Below are 22751 nucleotides of genomic sequence, written 5' to 3'. Positions count from 1 at the left end.
TAGTCAGATTCTTGAGTATGGGAAGAGGAGAGAAGGGGCGGACCCGGGCGATGGCTCTCAAGCACGCGGTGCTGGCGGCGCTGCTGGACGGCGAGTACAGCGGATATCAGCTGGCCAAGGCGTTCGACGCCGGCGTCGCCAATTTCTGGCACGCACTGCCGCAGCAGCTCTACGCCGAGCTGAGCCGGTTGGAGACGGAGGGGCTGGTGGCCGGGCGGCAGGTGGTCCAGGAAACCCGGCCGAACAAGCGGCTGTTCCAGGTCACCGACGCGGGGCTGGCCGAGCTGGAGCGGTTCGCGGCGGCCACGTCCAAGCCGTCGTTCATCCGCGACGACCTACTGGTGAAAGTGCAGGCCGTGGACCGGATCGACGCCGCCCCGGTGATCGAGCAGCTCATGGAACGGGCCCGGATCGCCGATGCCAAGACGGAGATCTTCGGCAAGCTGCTGGCCCGGCTGCGGGGCACCGCCACCGAGGAGGAGTTCCTGGCGCGGGGCGCGCGGATCGGGCCGTACCTGACGTGTCTGCGCGGCCTCGGATTCGAGCGGGAGACCCGCGACTGGTGCGAGCGGATCGCCGGGGTGCTGCGCACCCGGGCCGCCAACTCCGCTGCGGGCGAGTGTGGTTGAGGAAATATTCGGACAGCGCGCGAGGGATCGATTCGGCAGGCACTCCTTCGCGTGACGGGCACATCTGCGGGCGTATGCGTGGGCATCAGGCAATCCGTACGGATCACCCAGGGATCGTCATGGATCCCCCAGGGAAAGGAATATCCGCATGCGTCTTCGCCGCACAGCAGCCACCGCCGCCGCCGCTTTCGGCGCCCTCGCGCTCGCGCTGAGCGTGCCCGCCCCGGCCGGCGCCGCCGCCACGGGCGCCTTCACCTACCGTGTCGACGGCGACCCGGCGAGCCATCTACTGGCCTACCCGCCGAGCCGCGAGTGCATCACGCTCCCCGAGGTGGCCGACCCCGAGGTGGCGCCCGCACACTCACCGCGCAATGACACCGGCTCGACCGCCACGGTCTTCGCAGGCCCCGACTGCACCGGCCCCTACTTCAGCCTCCGGCCCTTCGGCGGCCACGGCTCCGAGCGGCTGAAGGTCCGCTCGGTGGTCTTCTCCTGACCTTCCGGGCCGGGCACCCGGGGGCGCCCCCGGGTGCCCGGCCCCACCCCACCGGTGCGACGCTCAGCACACCGCCCACCCCACCCGCCGTCGCGGCCCGGCGCCGGGTGGTCCTGCCAGAACCAGGCACGACGGACCTACGATCAAGAGGGCACTGGCTAGCGGATCCGCGATGGCGCAGGCTCGATGCCATGACCACCCACACCTCTGTCGCCGCGTACGCCGCACCCGCCCCGAAGGCTCCGTTGGAGCGGACCACCATCCCGCGCCGTGAGCTGGGTGCCCACGACATCCTCATCGACATCAAGTACGCCGGCATCTGCCACTCCGACATCCACACCGTCCGCGCCGAGTGGGGCGACGGCGGGAACTTCCCGATCGTGCCGGGCCACGAGATCGCCGGCGTGGTCGCCGAGGTCGGCTCCGCGGTCACCCGCTACACGACGGGCGACCGGGTGGGCGTCGGCTGCTTCGTCGACTCCTGCCGCGAGTGCGAGAACTGCCGGGCCGGTCTGCAGCAGTACTGCACCGGCGAGTCCGGCAACGTCGGCACGTACAACGCCACCGGCCGGGACGGCGAACCCACCTACGGCGGCTACTCGACCCACCTGGTCGTCGACGAGAACTACGCGCTGCGCATCCCCGAGAGCATCCCGCTGGATGCCGCCGCGCCGCTGCTGTGCGCCGGCATCACCCTCTACTCCCCGCTCGCCCACTGGCAGGCCGGCCCCGGCAAGAAGGTGGCCGTCGTCGGTCTCGGCGGCCTCGGCCACATGGGCGTGAAGATCGCGCACGCGATGGGCGCGGAGGTCACCGTCCTGAGCCAGTCGCTGCGCAAGAAGGACGACGGGCTGCGGTTCGGCGCCGATCAGTACTTCGCGACGTCCGACCCGGCCACCTTCGAGGCGCTGGCCGGCTCCTTCGACCTGATCCTCAACACCGTCTCGGCCGACCTGGACATCAACGCCTACCTCGGGATGCTGCGCACCGACGGCACCCTGGTCCAGGTGGGCGCGCCGGAGAAGCCCCTGACGATCGCGCCGTTCGCGCTGATCCCGGGGCGGAAGTCGTTCGCCGGCTCGATGATCGGCGGCATCCCGGAGACCCAGGAGATGCTGGACTTCTGCGGTGAACACGGTCTGGCCGCGGACATCGAGGTGATCGGCGCAGACCAGATCAACGAGGCGTACGAGCGGGTGCTGGCGAGCGACGTCCGCTACCGGTTCGTCATCGACACCTCCACCATCTGAGTCGCGGACACCGTCCCGACGCCCCGCCCGGGGCGGCCTGCCGCAGGCCGCCCCGGGCGGTCGTGTACCCCATCGCCTGCGGGGGCGGTGCGCGGGACGCGGACCACGGCCCGGCCGGCGCCAACTCCCGTGCGAGACTGCTCGGATGAGTGCCCGCCCCGCCTCCGCCCGCCCGTCCGTCCGCCCCCGTAAGGCCCTCCTCACGACGCCGCTCGCGACGGCGCTCGCCGTCGCCGGCGCGGTGGCGCTGACCGCCTGCGACTCGGGGACCTCCGACGGCAGGGCCGACCGTCCGGCGGGCTTCGTCCAGGGCAAGGACGGCACCGCCACCGTCCCCGCGGCCGACCGCACGCGGGCGCCGGACCTCTCCGGCAGCACCACCCGCGGCGCGCCCCTGGACGTCTCCCGCTACCGGGGCGGGGTCGTCGTCCTCAACGTCTGGAGCTCGACCTGCGGCCCCTGCATCGCGGAGGCCCCGGCCCTCGCCAAGGTCGCCAGGAGCACCCGGAGCAAGGGCGTCCGGTTCGTCGGCATCAACACCGGGGACACCGGCACGACGCAGGCGACCAGCTTCGAGAAACAGCACGCGATGCCGTACCCGAGCCTGTTCGACCCGGCCGGCAAGCTGCTGCTGCGCTTCCCCAAGGGCGTCCTCAACCCGCAGTTCGTGCCGGCGACGATCGTCCTCGACAAGCAGGGGCGCCCCGCCGCCCGGGCCATCGGCTCGGTCGGCGAGGACACTCTGCGGGCGATGATCGCCCCCTTGCTCAAGGAGAAGTGAGCGTCCGCACCCGGGGGGCGCCGGCCGCCGCGTCCTGCTGGGCCCGCCCCATCCCCCGCGACGGCCACCAACTCGCCCGCCCCAGCAGCGTCATCGCCGCCGGCAGGATCAGCACCCGGATCACGAAGGCGTCCAGCAGGACCGCCACGGCGAGACTGAAACCGACCTGCTTCATCTCGGCGAGATGGAGCAGCATGAAGCTGGCGAACACCGTCACCATCACCACCGCCGCGCTGGTCACGACCTTGGCGGAGGTGACGGTGCCCTGCAGGACCGCCTGTCGGGTGGGGACACCGGCGAGCGCGGCCTCGCGGATGCGGCTGACGACGAAGACCTGGTAGTCCATCGACAGCCCGAAGAGGATGACGAAGAGGAAGAGCGGCACCCGGGAGCCGATGGCACTGGTCGCGGCGGGGTCGAAGCCGAACAGCGTGGTGGCCAGGCCGTGCTGGAAGAAGACCACGACCAGCCCGAAGGCCGCCGCCGCGGAAAGCAGGTTGAGCGCGACGCCGAGCAGCCCGAGGACCACGGAGCGGAACACCAGCGCGGTCAGCACGAAGGTGAGCAGCAACAGCATCCCCACGACCAGGGGGAGCTTCTCGTCCTGGTGGGCCAGATAGTCGGTGTCGTGCGGGACATCGCCGGTGACCGCGAACCGGGCCCCGGCCACCTTGCCGACGGTGGCCGGCAGGTAGTCCTCCCGCAGGTGCTGGAGGGAGGTGAGTGCCTCGGGCGAGGAGAGCCTGTGGGGAACCGCCAGGTACAGGCTGCTGGTCCGCCGGTCCGCCGAGACCCGTACCGTCGGCCGCAGGTCCTTGGCGTACAGCGGGTCGTGCGTGGCCCGCCGCCCCAACTCCTGCAGCGCGCCGCCCACTTCGTCCGCCTGCCCGGCTCCCGCCCGTACGACGACCTGATGCTGGATGCGCAGTTCGGGAAAGGCCGCGGTGAGACGGTCGTACGCCTGGAGAGCGGGGATCTCGCGTGAGTGGCTGTCCTTGTTCAGGACCCGCAGCTGCATGCCCAGGGCCGGTGCCGCCAGGGCCAGCATGACCAGGACCGAGACGCCCAGGGTGAGCGCCGGGTGCCTGCTCGCGGGGCGGAGCAGCGCGGTCCACATCCGGCCGGCCTCGGCATGGTCCCGGGCGCGGCGGGCGGGCCGTCCGGCCGCCCGGGCCGCGCGGCGGGCGACCCGCGCCTCGGCGCGGCGCCCGATCGTGACCAGCAGCGCGGGCAGCGCGGTCAGCGAGCTGAGGACGGCGGCCAGGACGACGACGATGGTGCAGGTCGCCAGGGACGAGAAGACGATGTCGGTGGCCAGGTAGAGGGTGGCGGTGGAGACCACCACGGCGAGCCCGGAGGCGACGATGGCCCGCCCCGATGTGGCGGCGGCCAGTTCGACCAGGGCCTCGGGACCGAGCCGGCCTCCCGAGCGGGCCCGTTCCTCGCGTTCCCGCTTGAGGTAGAAGAGCGTGTAGTCCACGCCGACGGCCATGCCGATCAGGATGATGACGTTCATGCCGACCCCGGCGTCCGGCAGCACATGCGAGACGATCATGGACAGGCCGACGGCGGCGGCGATGGAGGTCAGCGCGAGCAGCAGCGGAACGGCCACCATCACGGCCGAGCCGAAGACGACCAGCAGTGTGATCAGCGTGATCGGCAGGGTGATCGCCTCAGAGAGCGCCAGGTCGCTGCCGCGCTGGGCCTCCACACCGAGGCTGATCGACGGGCTGCCGGTCTCCTCCACCCGTAGCTCGCGGTGGCTGCGCTGCGCCGCCTCGGTCTGTGCGACCAGCGGCGCGACATGTTTCTTCGCGTCCGCGTCGTCGCCCCACAGGGTCACCTCGACCCGCAGCGTGTGGCCGTCGGCCGAACGGACCGGCGGCGCGACCCGCTTGACCTCGGACAGCTTGCGCATCCGGGCCGTGATGTCGCGAACGGCCGCACCGGCGGCGGCCGGGTCCGGTGCGCCCGGCCGTGCGGAGATCATCACCTGCTCGACCGGCTCGTGGTCCAGATGCCCCTGGGCGGCCATCGTCTCGGCGCGGCCCGCCTCGCCGGTGCGGTAGTCGTCGCCGGTGGCGTTGTGGTTGCCCATCGCGATGCCCACGCCCAGCGACAGCACCACGAACGCCAGCCACACGGCCAGGCCACGCCAGGGACGCCGGGCACTCCAGGCCGCCATCCGCACGGTGACCAGCCGTTTTCTTCCGGTCGCGCTGGCCGACGGCCGGCTCTACGTGAGCGAACTCGCCCGCCGTCTGGAGATCTCCCGGCCGCTGCTCTACATGCATCTGGACCGGCTGGAGAAGGCCGGTCTGGTCGTGGGCCGGCTGGAGCTGTCGGAGGACGGCAAGGCACTGAAGTACTTCGAGCTGGCCCCGTTCGAGCTGAAGCTCGACATGGCCACCGTCCTCGCCGCCCTCGAGGAGGACCGGCAGGAGGACCGGCCAGGACCGAACGACCTTAAGGGGACGCCGACATGAGCAGCACCATCATCCCGATAACCGTCATCGCGATCATCTTTGCCTCGGTCGTGGCGATCGTGTCCTCCTACTTCAAGCTGCAGCGCCATCGCGCGGACGCCGCGGCGCTGGCGGAGTACCGCAAGCTCGCCGAACAGGTCGCCGTCGGGCAGCAGGCGATGAACGACCGGCTGGCGGAGCTGGGCGACCGGGTCAAGGCCGTCGAGAAGCTGCTGCAGAGCGTCGGCTGACGCCGCGGGCGTGGGCCGACGCCCGCGGCACCCCGCGGAAAGTTTTTCCCTCCGGTCGGCAACCCCCGCCCCCGATGCACGTCGTCACGGGTGAGGGCGCCATCAGGCGCCGCCCCGTCGAAGAACGTGGAGCCGACCGTGAAGCCCCTTCGTCCCGCCCGCCGCCACACGCCCGGCGCCACCCGCACCCGCCTTCGGGCTGCCTCCGGTGCCGGGCTGCTCGCCGCGCTCGTCCTCGCCACGCCGGCCATCGCCACCACGGCACACGCCGACGCGCCCCGGCCCTCGGCCGCCGCCCCGAGCCAGGCGCCCACCCGCGACACCCACGCCACCCCGTCCGCCAGCGCCCCGCCCCACAGCCGCCCCACCGCGCAGCCCAGCGCCCCGCCCACCGGAAGGCCCACCCCACAGCCCAGCGCACCGTCCACCGGCACCCCGAGCCAGGCGCCGACCCAGGCGCCGAGCCAGGCGCCGAGCCACGCCCCCTCCCCCAGTGCGGCACCCGGCCGTAGCGGCAAGGAGCTCGCGCACACCGGTGCGTCGCCCGCCACCACCTATGCGCTCGGCGGTGCCGCCGCCGCGCTGCTCGCCGCGGGCGGCGGCACCGTCTACGCGGTCCGCCGCCGGCGCGCCTGACCCCCGATCGCGCCGATGGAGTTCGTAGTCCCGCGCATCGCCCCGGTACGGCCTGCCGTACCGGGGCCGCGGCACGCCCTGTGGCGGTGGCTGCTGCGCACCGCCCGCCCGGCTGCCGCCCGCCGCGAAACCCCCCGCACCGGGGCGCCCGCCCATCCCGAGTACGGCCGCGCCGAGTACGGCCGACACGACGACGGCCCACGCGCGTACGCGCCCCAGCGGCCCCCGACGATCAGCGAGCTCTACCACGCCCACCGGCTGAACATGGTCCGGCTGGCGATCCTGCTCGTCGACGACCGCGCCACCGCCGAGGACGTCGTCCAGGACGCCTTCGCCGCGCTCTACAAGCGCCACGGAGAACACCTCGGCGAGGTCGACAACGCCCTCGCCTACCTCCGCACCGCCGTCGTCAACGCGGCCCGCTCGGTGCTGCGCCGACGCCGTACGGCCCGCGGCTACACACCGCCGTACGAGGCGGACGCGCCGTCCGCCGAGGAGCGCATCGTGCTCGACGAGGAGCACCGCGAGGTGTTCGCCGCGCTGAGCGGGCTGACCGCGCGCCGCCGCGAGGTGCTCGTCCTGCGCTACTGGTGCGATCTCACCGAGGCGCAGATCGCCCAGACCCTCGGCATCAGCCGCGGTGCGGTGAAGTCCCTCGCCAGCCGCGCCCTGAAATCCCTGGAGAAGATCTTGGAGGAGCGGTCATGAGCCCACCGGACGTCAAGGACACCACCGGCCGTCCCGTCGAGGACCGGCTGCGGCGGGCGTTCGCGGCGCGCACCGCGTCGGTGGAGGTACGGGACCTGCGGCCGGCCGAGCCGCCGGGTCCGCAGCTGCGCCGCGGCCGGCCCTGGCTGCGGCGCTTCGGGCTGCCCCTGGCGGCGGCCGCCGCGGCCGCCGCCGTGGCACTCGGCTTCCTGGCGCTCGCCCCCGACAGCCCGCCGGTACGCCCGGCTCCCGTCCCCGCGGCCCCGCCCACCCCCGCACCGCCGACGCCGTCCACCGGCCCGTCGGACACCCCTTCCCCCGCGCCCCCCTCCTCGTCCCCCTCCCCCTCCGTACCGCAACGCCCCACCGGCACCCCGACGCCGCCCCGCTCCCCCGCCACCACTCCCTCCCGCTCCGCCCCCGGCCGCCCGAGTGCCACACCGACCCCGGACCCCGGCCGCTCGGGCGTTCCCTCCGCGTCCGCCACCCCCACCGCCGCGCCCACCTCCACCGGAGAACCGCGTTAGCGGCGCGTTAGCCGATCGCCAGCGCACCCGCCGAGGATCGGGGCCCTCACCAGCCAGCAGCGCCCGCCTCGGGGAGCCCCCATGACGTACGCCGCCGCCACCGGGCGCCGCCTCATCGCCGTCGTACTCCTCGCCACCGCCGGCCTGTCCCTCACCGCCTGTCACGACGGCGGTGGCGGTGGCGGCCGACTCGGGGCGCCGACCCGTGCCGCCCCGGCACCCCGACCGCCGGCGCCCCGGCCGCCGTCCCCGGGGGCCCACCTCGCCTGTGCCCCCGAGATGCTCGGGTTCCACGCCCGCGGCCTGCGGCACCCGGCCCGCCGCATGCTGCTGACCGTCACCAACGCCTCCGACCGGACCTGCGACTTCGCCGCCCAGCGCTACCCGCTGCTCCGCCTCGACGCGGAGCAACGGACCACCGTCCCGGTGATCGGCCCCAGCGATCCGGTCACCGTCATCACCCTCGCGCCGGGCCGGACCGCGTACGCCACCCTCGTCACCTCCGGCCCGGGCGCCCAGGGCCGGGGCGAGAAGATCTCGCAGTTCGGGGTCGCGCTGGCCCCGCACACCGCGCCCTGCCAAGTCGGCCTGGACAGCGGCCCCCCGGTGCGGGTGGACCCGCACTCGGCCACGGTCACGTACTGGCAGTCGCGCCGCGAGGCCGCCCTCAACTGGTGAGTCACGCGAACATCCGCCCGTACGCCGCGGCCCTCGATACCCCGATCGTGTCGATTTCCGGTGGGCCCGAGAACGGCCCGATGCAGGGCCGTCACTCATGATCACTCCTGTTTTGCCGCTATTGATCCGCTTTACGCTCCTGTGGCATTGCTGCGCCCGCAGCCGCTCGCCCGGTAGGCTTTCCGTGTGATCTTCAAGCGCATCGGAAATGGGCGGCCGTATCCCGACCACGGCCGGGAGAGCACCCGCCAGTGGGCGGATGTCGCCCCGCGCCCGGTACGCCTCGACCAGTTGGTGACGACCAAGCAGCAGCTCGACCTCGAGACGCTGCTCGCCGAGGACTCGACGTTCTACGGCGACCTCTTCGCGCATGTCGTGAAGTGGGACGGCGATCTCTATCTGGAGGACGGGCTGCACCGCGCGGTGCGCGCCGCCCTTCAGCAGCGCCAGGTGCTGCACGCCCGGGTGCTCGAACTGGACGGCAATACCGCGACGGGCTGACCCGGCCCGTATTGACCCGTTCGGGTTGCCTCGTACACCACCTGCCGATCATTTAGTAGGCACGGACCCCGGACCGCACTACGCTGCGGACATGAGCATGCTGACGCCCCCGGGCATGGGCGGTAAGAAGTACCGCATCACGGGCGACAGGTACCCGCGGATGCGCCGCCCCCGCCACCGTCGCCGGATCGTCCTCAGCGTCGTGGCCGCGGCCTGCGCGCTCGGCCTGGTCGCCTGGGGGTCCCTGCAGCTCATCGATGTCTTCGGGGGCGAGGGCAGTACGGCCCAGGCCGCCCCGGGCAAGAGGAAGTGCGCGTCCGGCAAGGCGACGGAGCAGGCCCGCGCCAAGGCCGCCGCCCGCAAGCCGCTGCCCCGGCCGGGCGCGCTGACCGTCAACGTCTTCAACGCCACCCCGCGCGACGGGCTGGCCAAGCGCACCGCCGACGAGCTGAAGAAGCGCGGCTTCAAGATCGGCAAGGTCGGCAACGCCCCGGCCCACTTCGACAAGCAGGTCAAGGGCGCCGGGATACTGCTGGGCCCCAAGGCCGCCGCGGACGGCCCGCTGAAGGTGCTGGGCACCCAGCTCGTGGGCGCCGAGCAGAAGACCGACAACCGCAAGGGCGCCGATGTCGACCTGATCATCGGCACCGCCTTCAAGGATCTCGCCACGCCGAAGGACGTCGAGAAGGCGGTGAGCGTGCTGACGCACCCCTCGCCGGCGCCGTCCGACGCCACCCGCTGCTGAGAGCACCGCCGCGCGCTGGGGCCCCGCACCGGATTCCGGTGCGGGGCCCCAGCGCGCGGCCTCCGGCGGCGGGTCAGCCGGCGGTGCCGTACATGCGGTCGCCCGCGTCTCCCAGGCCCGGCACGATGTAGCGGTCCGGGTTCAGCCGCTCGTCGACCGCAGCGGTGACCACCGTCACGGGCGCGCCGGCCAGTGCCTTCTCCATGACCTCGACGCCCTCCGGCGCGGCCAGCAGGCAGATCGCGGTGACGTCGTCCGCGCCGCGGGCGATCAGCTCACGGATCGCCGCGACCAGCGTGCCGCCGGTGGCCAGCATCGGGTCGACCACGTACACCTGCCGACCGGAGAGGTCGTCGGGCATCCGCGTGGCGTAGGTGTGCGCCTCGTACGTCTCTTCGTTGCGGACCATGCCCATGAAGCCGACCTCGGCGGTGGGCAGCAGCCTGACCATGCCCTCCAGCATGCCCAGACCGGCCCGCAGGATCGGGACGACCATCGGGCGCGGGTGCGACAGCCGCACGCCGGTGGTCGCCGTCACCGGGGTCTCGATGTCGACGCGCTCGGTGCGCACATCACGGGTGGCCTCGTAGGCGAGCAGGGTGACCAGCTCGTCGGCGAGCCGCCGGAAAGTAGGGGAATCGGTGCGCTTGTCGCGCAGTGTGGTGAGTTTGTGCGCCACCAGCGGGTGGTCGACGACGTGCAAGCGCACAATTTCCTCCATGGGGTCTGATCTGCAACAACGGCCGCAGGAGCGACCCAGCCCTCAAGGCTACCGGGGGGCGACGCGCGGCGGCTCCCCGTGCGGCCTCCGAGCAGGCCAGAGGCCACGGCCCTGAATTCGGCGCTTCACTGGCGCCAAACCACGCAAAAGAGGGAAAGTAGGCACATAGGGCTGGTTTTCCCTCCGGTGCCGCGGGAGGTGGTGGTGTCGTGCCCGACCGTCAGCAGCCACCCGGTGGCGCGGAAAACGCCGGCCGGGACGCCGAGAGTCAGACGGCACGCCGAAGGCGCCGGGCTCAGTTTCTGCGCGAACGGCACGATGCCAAGGAGTTGCGGGACCTCGTCCAGCCGCGCCGCGCGCGGGCCGCACGGATGCGTCAGGCCATGCGAATGCGCACGTTCCGCTGGTAGTCGTGCGCCCCGCGCACGGGCCCGCGCTGCGGCACGTGAGCGACATCTCTCACAACCTCCGCACGACGCAGCGCCGAAGACCCCGCGCGGACGCCCGGTTTCTGCCACGATTCCGAAGGGGCGGACCCGCGGCGCGACAGCGCCGCCCCGCCCGGCCCGGACGTTATGACAGGTGGGAGAGGAACGGTGTATTTCGCCGCACTGCTCGCGCGCACCGAAGACGGGTGGGAAGCGAGCGACACGGAGCTCGACGAAGTGGAAACCCTCGCCGATATGGCCGATCTGGCCCGAGAGGCGGCGGTCGACGACGACACGGTGGTGGCCTTCATCGAGCAGGAGGGCGCCTGGTTCGGCGTCATCCGGGTGGACGGGGAGGACGATCCACGGGTCTTCCTCTCCAACGCCGCCGCCGCCGCAAAAAGCTCGTACGGAGCGATGCTGACCGACGAGCTCCTGGGCCGCGAGGAAGATGACGCGGACGACCTCGACAGCCTCAATCTGGACGGCACGGAGGACGGCGAACCGGAAGATGACGACAGCGTCGATGACGACGACGCCATGGACGCGGTGAACGGCGCGGAGGACATCGCCATCGCGTCCGGCCCGCTCGGTGACTTCGAGCTCCTGGCCGACCTCGGTGTCAGCGAGAAGGAGCTGCTCGCCCTGGACGGCGACGCACTCTCCACCATCGCCGACTCCCTGGGCTGCACGGAGGTCCTGGAAGCCGTGCGCTGATCCCGGCCGGGCCCGGCGCCGGGCCCGCCTCAGGTCACGTCCCCGACACTGGGGACATGACCGTCCCTCCCTCAGCACCGCCTTCCTCCCCCGCCCCCGACCCGCTGCGCGATCCCTGGACCGCGCCGATGCGGCGGGCGCTGGACGAGGCCGCCCGCGCCCCCGGGACGGGAGACGTCCCGGTGGGCGCCGTCGTGCTGTCCGCGGACGGCGCCGTCCTCGGCACCGGCCACAACGAACGCGAGGCGACCGGCGACCCGACCGCGCACGCGGAGGTCCTGGCGCTGCGCGCCGCCGCGCAGCGGGTCGGAGCGTGGCGCCTGACCGGCTGCACCCTCCTCGTCACCCTCGAACCCTGCACGATGTGCGCGGGCGCGATCGTCCTGTCCCGCGTCGACCGCGTCGTCTACGGCGCCCGTGACGCCAAGGCCGGAGCCGCCGGGTCCCTCTGGGACGTCGTCCGCGACCGCCGCCTGAACCACCGCCCCGAGGTCATCACCGGCGTCCTCGAAGCCGAGTGCGCCGCCCTGCTGACCGACTTCTTCCGGGACCGCTGACCCCCGCCCCGGCCCTGTCCCGCAATCCGATTTCGGCGCACGGCCCCCCTTGGGCTAAGCTCTCTCTCGGTAGCGTGTCCGAGCGGCCGAAGGAGCTCGCCTCGAAAGCGAGTGTGGCGTAACCCGTCACCGTGGGTTCAAATCCCACCGCTACCGCTGACAACACCCCTCCGACCCGTGAATGCGCGGTCGGAGGGGTGTTCTGCGTGGTGCCCGCCAACCGGCCCGGGGGTACGCGGCCTTGGCGGGGCGATGCGGTGAGAGCGCGTCAGGAGAGCGGATCCGACGGGGCGGCGGCGATGGGTGCCGTGGCGCGCCAGGGCCGTACGTGTGGGGACTGGGGGCCGCGGGGCCGTAACCGCCGTGCGGCGGCGCCCCGCAGTGGGGTGCCGCCGCACGGTGTGATCCGGTCTCCGCCCAAGGGCCGGTTCGTCAGTCGCGACGACGACCCAGGGCGCGGCGAACGAAGTGGACGATCAGCCAGATCACCACGATGGCGATGACCAGGAAGATCACGAACAGCACGATCGCGATGATCCCGAGCTTCTTGAAGAAGCCCTTCGACTTCTTCTTGATCTTCTTCTTCCACTTCGAGGACTTCTTCTCCTTGAACGCCGTCTTGGCGTGGGAGGAGTGCGACGAGTGGTGCGAGAAGGAGTGGTGCGAGAAGGAGTGGTGCGAGGACGAGTGCCATCCTGCGGGGGCCGCCGGAGCGGCGGCGGGGCGCACGGAGCCGTCGACGGCGCTCACCGCGGTGCGGGGTGCGGCCGCGGCGGCCGCGGCGGGCGCGGCCACGGCCGGCCCGGCGCTCACGGCGAACAGGCCGAACAGCAGCGCCAGGACGACGGCCGGCCGGCGGCGGGTGCGCGGCGCGGCGGGCGTGGTCGTGGCGGGCGCGGTCATGGGTTGCGACATGGTGGAAGTCCCCCTCGGGTTGTGGCGTCAGCCATTATGGGCAGGTGCGGGCACCCCTGCCGAGGTCTCGACCTCCAGGAGGGAGGCGCTCTGCCGCTCCTCGTCGAAGGCCCGGCGGCCGCCCCGGAGCCCGAACAACCGCTTGGTGACCGCGATGTAGAGCACCGCGAGAATATTGATCACCAGTGTGGCGATCTTGAGCCAGCTGATCTTCTCGCTGAGCTCGTAGATCTCCAGCGGCAGGAAAGCCGCCGTCGCCACCACGGTCAGGTACTCCGCCCACCGCTTGGCCCGCCACAGCCCCACGCCCTCGATGATCTCCACCAGGGCGTAGACGAGCAGCAGCGCGGCTACCAGCATCAGCGTGGAGTGCTGGTAGCCGAAGGTCTTCTGGATGGTGCCGACGACCGGCGAGTGGTCCAGGTCGTAGTGGAAGTGCCGGGCCACCGGCCGGAGCACCGCGATGTACTCGTCGAAGAACCGGCGGACCGCGTCCTTGCGGTTGCTGAACTGCCACACACCGACCGCGGCCAGCACGATGAACACGCCGCGGATCGCACGCTCGACGGCCAGGAAGCGCAGGATGAACAGATCGCGCAGGACCTTGCCGCGCGGAACCAGCGGGGCATCGGCGGCCGGGCCGGAGCCGTGCGGCTCCCCGAGGGCGAAGTCGCCGCAGCGCAGACAGCGCCATGCCTCGCCGAGCGCGGTGGTCGCGTGCAGCTTCTCCCGCAGGTCGTCCTCCTGCGGACGGTAGGTGATGTGCCCGCGGCGCGCGCAGGTACGCCGGTCCCAGTCGATCTTCATCGTCGGAGCCCTGTGGTCCTTTCGTTCTCCCGGCGCGGGCCACGCCGCGCCGCGGCGCGCTGCCACGCCCGGTTCTGTCGCGTACATGATGCATGCCGGCCAGGGCATCCAGGTCGTACGGGGTGGGGGACGCGCAACGCCGGGCAGCCGGTTGCAGACGAAGGGCGCGGGCGGCGGGCGCGGGCGGGGGACGTCGAACCGGGGACGGGGGTGGCGGCGGCGCAGGAATGCGCGGGGCGGCGGTGCGGCGACGGGGCCCGGGCCGCACGCCGAAGCCCCGGCTCCGGGCCGCGGACCGGCGGCTCGGAGCCGGGGCTCCTCGGTCGGTCGGGGGGAACGGCGTCGGGGGACGACCGCTCCCCCCGATGAGGGCCGGACCCCAAAGCCCACGCCGCAGTCAGGGGGATGTACACGGCGCGGGCCCCGCAGTGAGGTCCCGGTCCCGGCCCCGCGGGTTCCTGCCAGATCCGCCGGGCGCACCACCATCGTGCCGTTGCCGCACGCCCCTGCCATCCGGCAAAGGACCTTCGCCGACGGGCCTTTCGTCCCTAAAGACCGGATCAGTGCCACATCGACCGGAGCGGTGCCGCCGCGCCGGCGCCGTACGCGCGCCCCGGCCTCTCGATCACGGATACCACTGTCGAACACCTGTGGTTACACTCACCCGACTGCATTCGGGACGGAACATGCAGGGGAGTTTCAGGGACTGCCGTAGGGAACAGGGGAGACAGGACCGATGGCGCAGGCGAAGAAGATCGCGGTGTACTTGGTCATCGTCTTCGTGCTCTACACGATCATCACGTCCCCCGGGCGGGCCGCGGACCTCGTCCAGATAGGCTTCGAAGGCATCTCGTCCGCTGCTCAGGGCGTCGGCGAGTTCATGACCCAGCTGGTCAAGTAGACGGCTGGGACGCCGGCCGGTCGCCCGACCGGACCGCGCACCGCCCGCCGCACGGAGGTCCCCAGTGATCCGCCACCTGGTCCTTTTCAAGCTCAACGAAGGCGTCTCCCGTGACGAGGAACGCGTACAGGCCGGGGTCCGCGCCTTCGCGGAGCTGGCGGACCGGATCCCGGAGCTGACGTTCTGGGAGTGCGCCTGGAACATCACGGACCGGCCGATCGCCCACGACTTCGCGATCAACTCCGCCGTGGCCGACACCGACGCCCTCAAGCGCTACATCGAGCATCCGGCCCATCAGGCTGCGGCCGGTCAGTGGCGAGAGTTCGCCACCTGGGTGATCGCCGACTACGAGTTCTGAGCCCCCGCACTCCACACCGAGAGCCCCTCGCCCCTCACCGGCGGGGGGCTTCGCCGTACCCCGCCCCGTAGGGGAAAACCCCTTCCGGCACCCTTCCGCACGCCATTCAACTCTGGCCCCAACACGGCATTATGGGGTGCTTGCACACAGTGCACATAACTTGTGATGCTATGACCGCTTTTGCCGGATACATGCACTGTGAAGGGTGGCGTGAACGTGACGGCCCGTACTGCGCCCAAGGCTCCATCCCGCGAGAGCCGAAGCGCGGACACGCGGGCACTCACACAGGTGCTGTTCGCGGAGCTGACGGGCCTCGAGCCCGGCACCCCCGAGCACACCCGGGTCCGCGCGGCACTCATCGAGGCCAACCTTCCGCTGGTCAGATACGCCGCGGCACGCTTCCGCAGCCGTAACGAGCCGATGGAGGACGTCGTCCAGGTCGGCACCATCGGCCTGATCAACGCGATCGACCGGTTCGACCCGGACCGCGGCGTCCAATTCCCGACCTTTGCCATGCCGACCGTCGTCGGCGAGATCAAACGCTACTTTCGGGACAACGTCCGCACGGTGCACGTCCCCCGCCGCCTCCACGAGCTGTGGGTGCAGGTCAACGGCGCGACCGAGGACCTGACGGTGCTGCACGGCCGCTCCCCGACCACTGCGGAGATCGCCGAGCGCCTCAAGATCAGCGAGGACGAGGTGCTGGCCTGCCTGGAAGCGGGCCGCTCCTACCACGCGACGTCCCTGGAGGCCGCCCAGGAGGGCGACGGACTGCCCGGCCTCCTGGACCGCCTCGGGTACGAGGATCCCGAGCTGGCCGGCGTCGAGCACCGCGACCTCGTCCGGCATCTGCTCGTCCAGCTCCCCGAGCGCGAGCAGCGCATCCTCCTGCTCCGCTACTACAGCAATCTGACGCAGTCGCAGATCAGCGCGGAGCTGGGGGTGTCGCAGATGCATGTCTCGCGGCTACTGTCGCGGAGCTTCGCCCGACTGCGATCCGCAAACAGGATCGACGCCTAACCGGGACGGGCGACCCGCCCCCGCACAGCCTGCGCAGATATGTCGATATGGCGCTACAGCGTGTTGCCGACATGTGACATTCTGCAGAAACCGCGTTTGCCGTGGCGCTGCCTCCGGTATTCAGGTGGAGGCATAACTCCTCGGTCCGCCTTGGGCCGAGGACCCCGCAGCGACACCTCAAGGGGGTGGCATGTCCGTAGAACTGGGCAGCTCGAAGGTGCTTCCCGCGATTCCCGCGCCCGCGCCGCACCTGCACGACCAGGTACACGACGACGCCATCAACACCCGCACGCTCTCCCGCTCCCTGTTCCTGCGGCTGGCCACGCTCGACAAGGACTGCGCGGAGCGCACCTACGTCCGTGACACCCTCATCGAGCTGAACCTCCCGCTCGTCCGTTACGCCGCGGCGCGCTTCCGCAGCCGTAACGAGCCGATGGAGGACATCGTCCAGGTCGGCACCATCGGCCTGATCAAGGCCATCGACCGGTTCGACTGCGAACGCGGCGTGGAATTCCCGACGTTCGCGATGCCGACGGTCGTCGGTGAGATCAAGCGTTTCTTCCGCGACACGTCCTGGTCGGTGCGGGTCCCGCGCCGGCTCCAGGAGCTCCGGCTCGCCCTCACCAAGGCCAGCGACGAGCTCGCCCAGAAGCTCGACCGCTCCCCGACGGTTCCCGAACTCGCCCTGTGCCTGGGAGTGTCGGAGGAGGACGTCGTCGACGGCCTGGCGGTCGGCAACGCCTACACCGCCTCCTCGCTCGACTCCCCCTCCCCCGAGGACGACGGCGGCGAGGGCTCCCTGGCGGACCGCCTGGGCTACGAGGACACCGCGCTGGAGGGCGTGGAGTACCGCGAGTCCCTCAAGCCCCTGCTGGCCAAACTCCCGCCCCGGGAGCGCCAGATCATCATGCTGCGCTTCTTCGCCAACATGACGCAGTCCCAGATCGGCGAGGAGGTCGGCATCTCCCAGATGCACGTCTCCCGACTGCTCACCCGCACGCTGGCACAGCTGCGCGACGGGCTCATCGCCGACTGAGGTCCGGTCCGCCGAGGGGAGCGCCGCTCGGCGGACTGCTGCACGAACCGGCCGCACGGCCCCGTGGCGTCTCGTACCCGCTCACCCCGCGCCCCGCACGCCCCGGGCTCGGACTCGGACTCGGGGACTCGGACTCGGACTCGGACTGCGAGACCGCCCGCCAGGGCGCGTCAGAGGCGCACCACTGCTCAAGATCGTGCGCTGCGCAGCGTGAGGATGTATGCCGCGGTGAGCGCAACGCCGCGGTCCTCGTCCTGCGACAGATCTGCGAGGGCACGTGACGTCGTGATTCCCGGGATATCCGCGAGCGCCTGTGTCAGCCGTCGACGCGCGGACGATCCAACGGTGCCGCGGGCGAGGCAGTCGACGAGCCCGGTGGCGATCTGATCCGCCAACGCGGGATCACCCGCCAGCGTGCTCAGCGCATCGGCTGCATCGGCGTCGTTCGCCCCCTCGACGATCATGTCCATGAGCATCGGGACCGCGTCGGTCACGCCGCGTGCCCCGAGCGCCAGAGCCGCATACCTGCGGACGACGATGTCGGAGTGCGCGAGGGCGTCCCGCAGCAGTGCGGTCGCCGCACCGTTCGGCATCTCGGCGAGGGACTGGACGGCACGTTTGCGCACCTCGGCCGCCGATGAGCCGAGGCCCTCCGCCAGCAGCGCCGAACCGCCGTCGCCCGATTGCGCCAGAGCCCATCGAAGGGCTCCCGCGACGTTCGGGTCCGACTCGCTCAGCGCCGCCTCCACCAGAGCTTCCACCGGCACCGGAACCTCTTCGACCGAGGACAGGGCCGCGCGCTGGCGCTTCCCGGCGCTCTCCGCCCCCAATTCCTGGAGGAGCGCAACGGTCTGGAGGACGCCCTCCCAGCCGGCGGGTTCCGCGGCACCGATCCGACGGAGTCGGGTGAGCAGCGCCGTCTCACCCGCGATGCGGTCTCGCGTCCGGCGGATGAGGTCGTCGACGAGCTCCGAGGGCCGGAAGTCGGGATCATCCAGCGCGCACCCGACTTCACGCAGCGACAGCCCCAACGACCGCAGGCTCTCGATATGGAAGATCCGCCGGATGTCCTCGCCGGAGTACTCCCGATAGCCGGCCGCGGTACGGCCCGTCGGCCGTACCAGGCCGAGCGAGTCGTAATGCCTGAGCATGCGGGCGCTGACCCCGGACCGTCGTGCCACCTCGCCGATCAACACCGCCTATCCCCCTTCCTGGCCGTTCGTGCCGAGGACCGTGACGCGCTTGGCCTCCTCGATCGCGAACGTGAATCCGGAGTCCGGGTCGCGCAACAGCCGTTCCGTGGCTCGCGCGTGCGCGCGCACGCGCGGATCGAGATCCGTCATCGCGGCGCGCAGGGTCGGCATGATCACCTCGCCGAGCGCGATCAGAGCCCGGCTGAGGCTCAGCTGCGTCTCCCGTTCCCCGCGCCCCAGCTGTGTCGCCAACACTGCGGCCAACTCGGGCTCTTCACCTTCGGGCACGAGCGCGACCGCTGCCCGCCAAGCGCTCCGCGCCACCTCGTCGTCGGCGTCGGTCAGAAGCGCCCGGGTGATCGCCGGCCACGCCTGCCGGTCCCCGATCTTGGACAGCGTGTGCAACGCCTGGCTTCGTGCCTGCGCACGCTCCGAGCGGAGTTCGCGGAGAAGCTCGGGGACCGTCATCGGCGCCGAGTGGCGGGTGAGCGCCCAGGTGAGCATTTCGCGAACGGAGAATTCGGGCTCGATCGCGCACCGTTCGATGAGCTTGTCGATGAACCGCGGGTCAGGGGTCGTGCCGACCGCCAGCGCTGCCTGCAGCCGCACCGACGCGCTGCTGTTCTCCAGCCCCTGGAGAACTCTCCTCGTATCCGTGTCCTGTTTCGGCATGATCTTCGGGACCACCTCCTCGGCCAGAGTGAAGACCTTGTCACCGTGACAAGGTCAAGCGGGGTCGTGCCGCGAGATCACCGGGCGCCTCTCCCGGCCGCGGCGCGTCGCCGGAACCGGCCGGTGGCACCTGTGGTTCTCCCCCTGTCCTCCCACCCCTGCACGCCCACCCCTGTACTCCTGACACTCCGTCAGCAACACTGGCCCGATGCGACGGACGACGACTGTTGCCTCCGCCTCGGCGGCCGTGGTGTGCCTGGGCGTCCTGCTCACCGGCTGCGGCGGCGCGGCCCACACCGGCTATGTCGCGGTGGGCGCTGCGGGCCCCGCAGACGGCCGGGCCCCGGACAAGGCCGTACCACCCCACGGCGGCGTCGAGTTGACGCCCCTGGACGGCGGAGACGGCGATGACCACCGCGGCCCGGGGAAGGGCTCCGCCGAACGCCCCGCACCGGGCACCTCCTCCGCGCCGCACGGCGGCTCGGGCTCCGACGACTCGGGCGCCGACGACTCGGGCGCCGCCCCGCACGGCGGCACAGGCGGCGCGGGACACGCATCCGGCGCCACCACGCCCGGCTCCCCCTCCTCCCCCGCACCGCCCGGCCCGTCGCCGGACCCCGGCTCCCCCGGGGGCGGCGGGAGCGGCTCCGGGAGCGGCGGCGGGGGCGGGGGAAGCGGAAACGGCGCCCCCGCGCCGCCCTCCCCGACCGTCCCCGGCGGTCCCGGCGCCCCCGCCGGACTGCTCATCGGGAAGCCGGAGCTCGCCGGCACCGACGTCCGCTGGTGCGAAAAGGTCAGCGTCGAGTTCCTCAACACCGGCAAGCGCACGGTGAGGGACGGCACGGTCACCTTCGGCACCCACGTCATCGGCGGCCTCGGCGTCGACTGGGCGACCATCGACTCCACCCACGACCTCCCCCTGCCGCTCGCCCCGGGCCGGAAGAAAACCGGGACCTGGCGGGTGTGTGTGGACGGCTGGCGGGTGCCGCTGGGGATGCACATCGACACCCGGGACGTCACGTTCCACTGGAAGTGACGGCCCGCACGCCGCCTCCCCCGGGCCGCTGAATGCCCGCCGGGATTTTTCCTCCCGATGGCCGATGAGTTCCGCCGGGTGCACCGGTCAGTACTGCTACAGGCGCGGACCACCGCCTGCCGGCGTACCGGTCGCCGGAGCCGAAGAGGCCCGCGCGGCCATCGACACCAGGAGAGCCCCATGCCCCAGATCACGCCCAACCTCTGGTTCGACAACCAGAGCGTGGAGGCCGCCGAGTTCTACTGCTCGGTGTTCCCGAACTCCAAGATCAAGAACATCGCCTACTACACCGAGGCCGGCCCCCGCCCGGCCGGCACCGTCCTGACCGTCGACTTCTCCCTCGACGGCCAGGACTACGTCGCGATCAACGGTGGCCCCCAGTTCACCTTCGACGAGGCCGTCTCGTTGATGATCACCTGCAAGGACCAGGACGAGATCGACTACTACTGGACCAAGCTCTCCCGGGACGGCGAGGAGGGTCCCTGCGGCTGGCTGAAGGACCGGTACGGCCTGTCCTGGCAGGTCGTACCGGTCGGCATGGCCGAGCTGATGAGCGACCCGGACCAGTCCCGCGCCGCCCGCGCCATGCAGGCGATGTTCGGCATGAAGAAGATCGACGTGGCGGCCCTCCACGCAGCCGCCGACGAGCGGTAGCGGGGGCACGACGGGGCCCGGACACGACGGGGGTTCGGGCCCCACAGCGGTTACGGGCGACGCCCGACCGCCGGCAGGTGCGAGCCGACCCGGAGGCCGGACCCAGAGGCGCACCCCCGGGCCCGGCCAGAGCCGCCGGCGATCGGTACAGGCTCAGTACGGGATCAGCTTGAACGAGTACGTACCGGAGTTCCAGCCCGCGTTCTTGCCGCCGGCCGGGATCACGACATCCGGATCACCCTTGCAGCTCTTGCCCTTCCACATCCACAGCTCGTACTTGCTCCTGTTCCACACGGAGTGCTCATACGTCGCGAGGTTGGAGCAGAACTTGGCCATGGTGCCTTCGCTGTGGAACGCACCCTTGTACTTCTGCTTCGACCACCAGCAGGTGTTGTGGGGGCCGGGCGGGCAGTCGGCGCTGCTCGCGGAGACGGGAGCCGAAGCCCTCGACGCCGACGCGGGCTGGGCTATCGCGCCGTGGGCGGTCACCACGCTGAACAGTGCCGTCAGCGCCGCGGCGCTGACGGCGGCAGCGGTGGCACTTCTCCTCGATTTCCAGAAGGACATGCGCGAACTCCTCGCTTGTGAAGGCGACTTGCGTACGTAGATCACCGTACGGTCGCCCACTGACAGAGCCCGTCCCGAGCACGGGACGGGCACCACGTGCGGCGTCGGATCGCTGCGACGCACGGCGTCCTGGCAGTCCGGCCGACACATGGGAGGACCGCTCGGAGGAGGTTCGCGGCGTGATGTCCGGTAGGCCCGTCGGCGGAGGCGATCAGCCGCTCGGCCGCATCACCGGCTACCGGCTACCGGCCGAGCCTCGAGGCCGCCGCGGGGTGACGAACGAGCCCATGCCCGGCGTGGTGACGATGAGCCCTTCTTCCCGGAGGGCGGCGGTGACCTTGCGCACGGTCACGCGGGCGACGCCGAACTCCTGCTCCATCCGGACCTCGGAGATCAGATGGTGCGTCGGGTACTCGCCGCTCACGATCCGCTTTCGGATCACGTTGGCGATCTGCACCCACTTGGCCGCGCTCACCGGCCCTCCGGGCTGCCGCTTCGCCACGAAGGATCCCAGGCCCGGCTCCGTATAGATCAGGCCCTCGTCCCGCAGACCACGGTGCACCTTCTGGCTTGTCGCCGTGGCGATGCCGAACTCTTCCTGGAGTTTGAGCACGGAGGGAATCTGCGTTCCCGGAGGGTATGTGCCGTCGGCGATGCGCTCACGCATCACATCGGCGACCTGTCGCCAGCGAGGCCGGTCGGGAGCAAATTCGATCACCTGAACCAGGCTAAGTACGCCACCGCATAGCAGGCGATCCCTACCTTCCCCTAGTACGGCATAGACAGCCTTGCTATGTTGGTCCAACGCCGAAGCCCCGGCGACCGCTGGAACGGCCCCGGGGCGTGGCCAACCTGACATCTGAAGGAAGCAGGTCGACATGCGAAACCCTATGCGCCGGTTCCTCGACCGGTGAAGCGGCCGACGGACGCCGCCTCCCGGGGCCTTCGACGCCCCCGTTCCACCTCGTCGCGCGGCGGCACGAACCGCCGCCACCCCTCCGGCCCGCCCCCTCCCCCACTCCGCCCCCCCTCGACGGCGACGCCACCCCCCCTCGTGCGGCCCTATCTGCTCGCGTACGAGCACGCAGAGGAGCGCCGGGAGCGGGCCTTCCCCTACGGGGGCGGTGGCGTGGTGAGCGGAGGGTCCGGCGCCGGCGGTCTGCGGCTGCTGCCGTGTTACGTGTCGGCGGACGACGGCGGCGGGTACGTGTCGCGGCTCGCGGACCGGATGGAGGAGATCCAGCTCGATACGGGGGCGGAGATCCTCGGGCACGCCACCACCTTGCTCGGCGACACCGCCTGCCGGGCCACCGTCGACGAACTGCGCTTCTGCGCCCAGCGATTGACCGAGGCACTCCGGGACGCGCTGCGGGTCGCGGAGAGCCGGGGTGCGCGCATCGACGTCGACTGCGACTGCGACTGCGACGAAGGAGTCGGCGTGGGCGGCGGCGAAGGCGGCGACTGACGCAAGGGGCGACAGCTCGCCGGGCTCAACGGCGGAG

At 71.7% G+C, this 22751-nt stretch carries 30 protein-coding genes and 1 tRNA gene; 23 read left to right on the top strand and 8 right to left on the bottom strand.

Annotation, left to right across the window (positions count from 1 at the left end; genetic code table 11):
* Positions 1–50: 50 nt before the first annotated feature.
* The 4 genes from ACGFML_RS19155 (at position 51) to ACGFML_RS19140 (ending at position 3156) form a co-directional block, all read left to right on the top strand.
* On the top strand, positions 51–629 hold the full coding sequence (locus tag ACGFML_RS19155; protein WP_393545120.1) for a PadR family transcriptional regulator: 579 nt from the start codon (positions 51–53) through the stop codon (positions 627–629).
* Between the two features lie 148 nt (positions 630–777).
* Positions 778–1125, top strand: coding sequence for a hypothetical protein (locus tag ACGFML_RS19150; protein ID WP_393545118.1), 348 nt, complete (start codon positions 778–780; stop codon positions 1123–1125).
* A 191-nt stretch (positions 1126–1316) separates the two neighbouring features.
* Positions 1317–2375 carry an NAD(P)-dependent alcohol dehydrogenase gene (locus tag ACGFML_RS19145; RefSeq protein ID WP_393545116.1) on the top strand — a complete coding sequence of 353 codons (1059 nt, stop codon included), beginning with the start codon at positions 1317–1319 and terminating at the stop codon, positions 2373–2375.
* A 145-nt stretch (positions 2376–2520) separates the two neighbouring features.
* A complete protein-coding gene (locus ACGFML_RS19140; RefSeq protein ID WP_393545114.1) occupies positions 2521–3156 on the top strand; it encodes a TlpA family protein disulfide reductase in 636 nt (211 codons plus the stop codon).
* Here ACGFML_RS19140 and ACGFML_RS19135 read toward each other — a convergent pair.
* Positions 3143–5341 carry an MMPL family transporter gene (locus ACGFML_RS19135; RefSeq protein WP_393545112.1) on the bottom strand — a complete coding sequence of 733 codons (2199 nt, stop codon included), beginning with the start codon at positions 5339–5341 and terminating at the stop codon, positions 3143–3145. The two genes, ACGFML_RS19140 and ACGFML_RS19135, sit on opposite strands and share 14 nt — an antisense overlap.
* Before the next feature lie 7 nt (positions 5342–5348).
* Here ACGFML_RS19135 and ACGFML_RS19130 point away from each other — a divergent pair, with 7 nt between their 5' ends.
* The 8 genes from ACGFML_RS19130 to ACGFML_RS19095 all read left to right on the top strand — a co-directional run bounded on the left by ACGFML_RS19130 (position 5349) and on the right by ACGFML_RS19095 (position 9667).
* Entirely contained in the window at positions 5349–5642 is a 294-nt protein-coding gene (locus ACGFML_RS19130; protein ID WP_393545110.1) for an ArsR/SmtB family transcription factor, read from the top strand.
* Entirely contained in the window at positions 5639–5872 is a 234-nt protein-coding gene (locus ACGFML_RS19125) for a hypothetical protein (protein WP_393545108.1), read from the top strand. Before ACGFML_RS19130 ends, ACGFML_RS19125 begins: the two co-directional genes overlap by 4 nt.
* Before the next feature lie 138 nt (positions 5873–6010).
* Positions 6011–6508, top strand: a complete 498-nt coding sequence (locus ACGFML_RS19120) for an LAETG motif-containing sortase-dependent surface protein (protein ID WP_393545106.1) — start codon at positions 6011–6013, stop codon at positions 6506–6508.
* Between the two features lie 15 nt (positions 6509–6523).
* The gene (locus ACGFML_RS19115; RefSeq protein ID WP_393545104.1) at positions 6524–7216 is read left to right on the top strand and encodes an RNA polymerase sigma factor; all 693 of its coding nucleotides are present in this window, start codon (positions 6524–6526) and stop codon (positions 7214–7216) included.
* Positions 7213–7743, top strand: a complete 531-nt coding sequence (locus ACGFML_RS19110) for a hypothetical protein (RefSeq protein WP_393545103.1) — start codon at positions 7213–7215, stop codon at positions 7741–7743. The genes ACGFML_RS19115 and ACGFML_RS19110 overlap by 4 nt, the downstream gene beginning before the upstream one ends.
* Positions 7744–7824: 81 nt before the next feature.
* Entirely contained in the window at positions 7825–8421 is a 597-nt protein-coding gene (locus ACGFML_RS19105) for a DUF4232 domain-containing protein (RefSeq protein WP_393545101.1), read from the top strand.
* 186 nt (positions 8422–8607) lie between these two features.
* Positions 8608–8922, top strand: a complete 315-nt coding sequence (locus ACGFML_RS19100) for a type II toxin-antitoxin system VapB family antitoxin (protein WP_393545099.1) — start codon at positions 8608–8610, stop codon at positions 8920–8922.
* 91 nt (positions 8923–9013) lie between these two features.
* Complete coding sequence (locus ACGFML_RS19095) at positions 9014–9667, top strand: LytR C-terminal domain-containing protein (RefSeq protein WP_393545097.1); 654 nt, start codon at positions 9014–9016, stop codon at positions 9665–9667.
* Between the two features lie 73 nt (positions 9668–9740).
* Here the strand turns inward: ACGFML_RS19095 and upp are convergent, their stop codons facing one another.
* Positions 9741–10376: a uracil phosphoribosyltransferase gene (gene upp / locus ACGFML_RS19090; RefSeq protein WP_393545095.1), complete on the bottom strand. Its 636-nt coding sequence runs from the start codon at positions 10374–10376 to the stop codon at positions 9741–9743.
* Between the two features lie 221 nt (positions 10377–10597).
* Here upp and ACGFML_RS19085 point away from each other — a divergent pair, with 221 nt between their 5' ends.
* The 4 genes from ACGFML_RS19085 to ACGFML_RS19070 all read left to right on the top strand — a co-directional run bounded on the left by ACGFML_RS19085 (position 10598) and on the right by ACGFML_RS19070 (position 12246).
* Positions 10598–10798: a hypothetical protein gene (locus ACGFML_RS19085; protein WP_393545094.1), complete on the top strand. Its 201-nt coding sequence runs from the start codon at positions 10598–10600 to the stop codon at positions 10796–10798.
* 186 nt (positions 10799–10984) lie between these two features.
* The gene (locus ACGFML_RS19080; protein WP_393545092.1) at positions 10985–11533 is read left to right on the top strand and encodes a hypothetical protein; all 549 of its coding nucleotides are present in this window, start codon (positions 10985–10987) and stop codon (positions 11531–11533) included.
* A 56-nt stretch (positions 11534–11589) separates the two neighbouring features.
* The gene (gene tadA, locus ACGFML_RS19075; RefSeq protein ID WP_393545090.1) at positions 11590–12090 is read left to right on the top strand and encodes a tRNA adenosine(34) deaminase TadA; all 501 of its coding nucleotides are present in this window, start codon (positions 11590–11592) and stop codon (positions 12088–12090) included.
* Between the two features lie 68 nt (positions 12091–12158).
* Positions 12159–12246: transfer RNA gene (locus tag ACGFML_RS19070), tRNA-Ser, on the top strand.
* 276 nt (positions 12247–12522) lie between these two features.
* On the opposite strand, the gene ACGFML_RS19065 is transcribed toward ACGFML_RS19070, so the two are convergent.
* Positions 12523–13005: a hypothetical protein gene (locus ACGFML_RS19065; RefSeq protein ID WP_393545088.1), complete on the bottom strand. Its 483-nt coding sequence runs from the start codon at positions 13003–13005 to the stop codon at positions 12523–12525.
* A 27-nt stretch (positions 13006–13032) separates the two neighbouring features.
* On the bottom strand, positions 13033–13812 hold the full coding sequence (locus tag ACGFML_RS19060) for a DUF2127 domain-containing protein (RefSeq protein WP_393545087.1): 780 nt from the start codon (positions 13810–13812) through the stop codon (positions 13033–13035).
* 736 nt (positions 13813–14548) lie between these two features.
* On the opposite strand from ACGFML_RS19060, the gene ACGFML_RS19055 reads away from it, so the two are divergent.
* From ACGFML_RS19055 to ACGFML_RS19040, 4 genes are all read left to right on the top strand, one after another.
* Complete coding sequence (locus ACGFML_RS19055; RefSeq protein WP_393545085.1) at positions 14549–14713, top strand: hypothetical protein; 165 nt, start codon at positions 14549–14551, stop codon at positions 14711–14713.
* A gap of 64 nt (positions 14714–14777) precedes the next feature.
* Positions 14778–15071 (top strand): Dabb family protein, encoded by a 294-nt coding sequence (locus ACGFML_RS19050; protein ID WP_393545083.1) that lies wholly within the window; start codon positions 14778–14780, stop codon positions 15069–15071.
* A 210-nt stretch (positions 15072–15281) separates the two neighbouring features.
* Positions 15282–16091 (top strand): RNA polymerase sigma factor SigF, encoded by an 810-nt coding sequence (locus ACGFML_RS19045; RefSeq protein ID WP_393545081.1) that lies wholly within the window; start codon positions 15282–15284, stop codon positions 16089–16091.
* A gap of 190 nt (positions 16092–16281) precedes the next feature.
* On the top strand, positions 16282–17127 hold the full coding sequence (locus ACGFML_RS19040; protein ID WP_393545079.1) for an RNA polymerase sigma factor SigF: 846 nt from the start codon (positions 16282–16284) through the stop codon (positions 17125–17127).
* A 188-nt stretch (positions 17128–17315) separates the two neighbouring features.
* Here the strand turns inward: ACGFML_RS19040 and ACGFML_RS19035 are convergent, their stop codons facing one another.
* Together ACGFML_RS19035 and ACGFML_RS19030 are read right to left on the bottom strand one after the other, a co-directional pair.
* Positions 17316–18323 carry a MerR family transcriptional regulator gene (locus ACGFML_RS19035; protein WP_393545077.1) on the bottom strand — a complete coding sequence of 336 codons (1008 nt, stop codon included), beginning with the start codon at positions 18321–18323 and terminating at the stop codon, positions 17316–17318.
* Between the two features lie 3 nt (positions 18324–18326).
* Positions 18327–18992 carry a HEAT repeat domain-containing protein gene (locus ACGFML_RS19030; RefSeq protein WP_393545591.1) on the bottom strand — a complete coding sequence of 222 codons (666 nt, stop codon included), beginning with the start codon at positions 18990–18992 and terminating at the stop codon, positions 18327–18329.
* Between the two features lie 208 nt (positions 18993–19200).
* Between ACGFML_RS19030 and ACGFML_RS19025 the strand changes: the two genes are divergently transcribed.
* Together ACGFML_RS19025 and ACGFML_RS19020 are read left to right on the top strand one after the other, a co-directional pair.
* The gene (locus ACGFML_RS19025) at positions 19201–20028 is read left to right on the top strand and encodes a hypothetical protein (protein ID WP_393545075.1); all 828 of its coding nucleotides are present in this window, start codon (positions 19201–19203) and stop codon (positions 20026–20028) included.
* Positions 20029–20208: 180 nt separating this feature from the next.
* Complete coding sequence (locus ACGFML_RS19020) at positions 20209–20682, top strand: VOC family protein (RefSeq protein ID WP_393545073.1); 474 nt, start codon at positions 20209–20211, stop codon at positions 20680–20682.
* A 153-nt stretch (positions 20683–20835) separates the two neighbouring features.
* Here the strand turns inward: ACGFML_RS19020 and ACGFML_RS19015 are convergent, their stop codons facing one another.
* Positions 20836–21249: a hypothetical protein gene (locus tag ACGFML_RS19015; protein WP_393545071.1), complete on the bottom strand. Its 414-nt coding sequence runs from the start codon at positions 21247–21249 to the stop codon at positions 20836–20838.
* Positions 21250–21484: 235 nt separating this feature from the next.
* Positions 21485–21967: a GntR family transcriptional regulator gene (locus ACGFML_RS19010; protein ID WP_393545069.1), complete on the bottom strand. Its 483-nt coding sequence runs from the start codon at positions 21965–21967 to the stop codon at positions 21485–21487.
* Positions 21968–22303: 336 nt separating this feature from the next.
* Between ACGFML_RS19010 and ACGFML_RS19005 the strand changes: the two genes are divergently transcribed.
* Positions 22304–22714: a hypothetical protein gene (locus ACGFML_RS19005; protein WP_393545068.1), complete on the top strand. Its 411-nt coding sequence runs from the start codon at positions 22304–22306 to the stop codon at positions 22712–22714.
* Positions 22715–22751: the final 37 nt, after the last annotated feature.

The organism is Streptomyces sp. NPDC048650 (assembly GCF_043199095.1).
Classification (GTDB): domain Bacteria; phylum Actinomycetota; class Actinomycetes; order Streptomycetales; family Streptomycetaceae; genus Streptomyces.
Note: the sequence above shows the minus strand (reverse complement) of the source record. Positions and strands in the feature narration are given on the sequence as shown.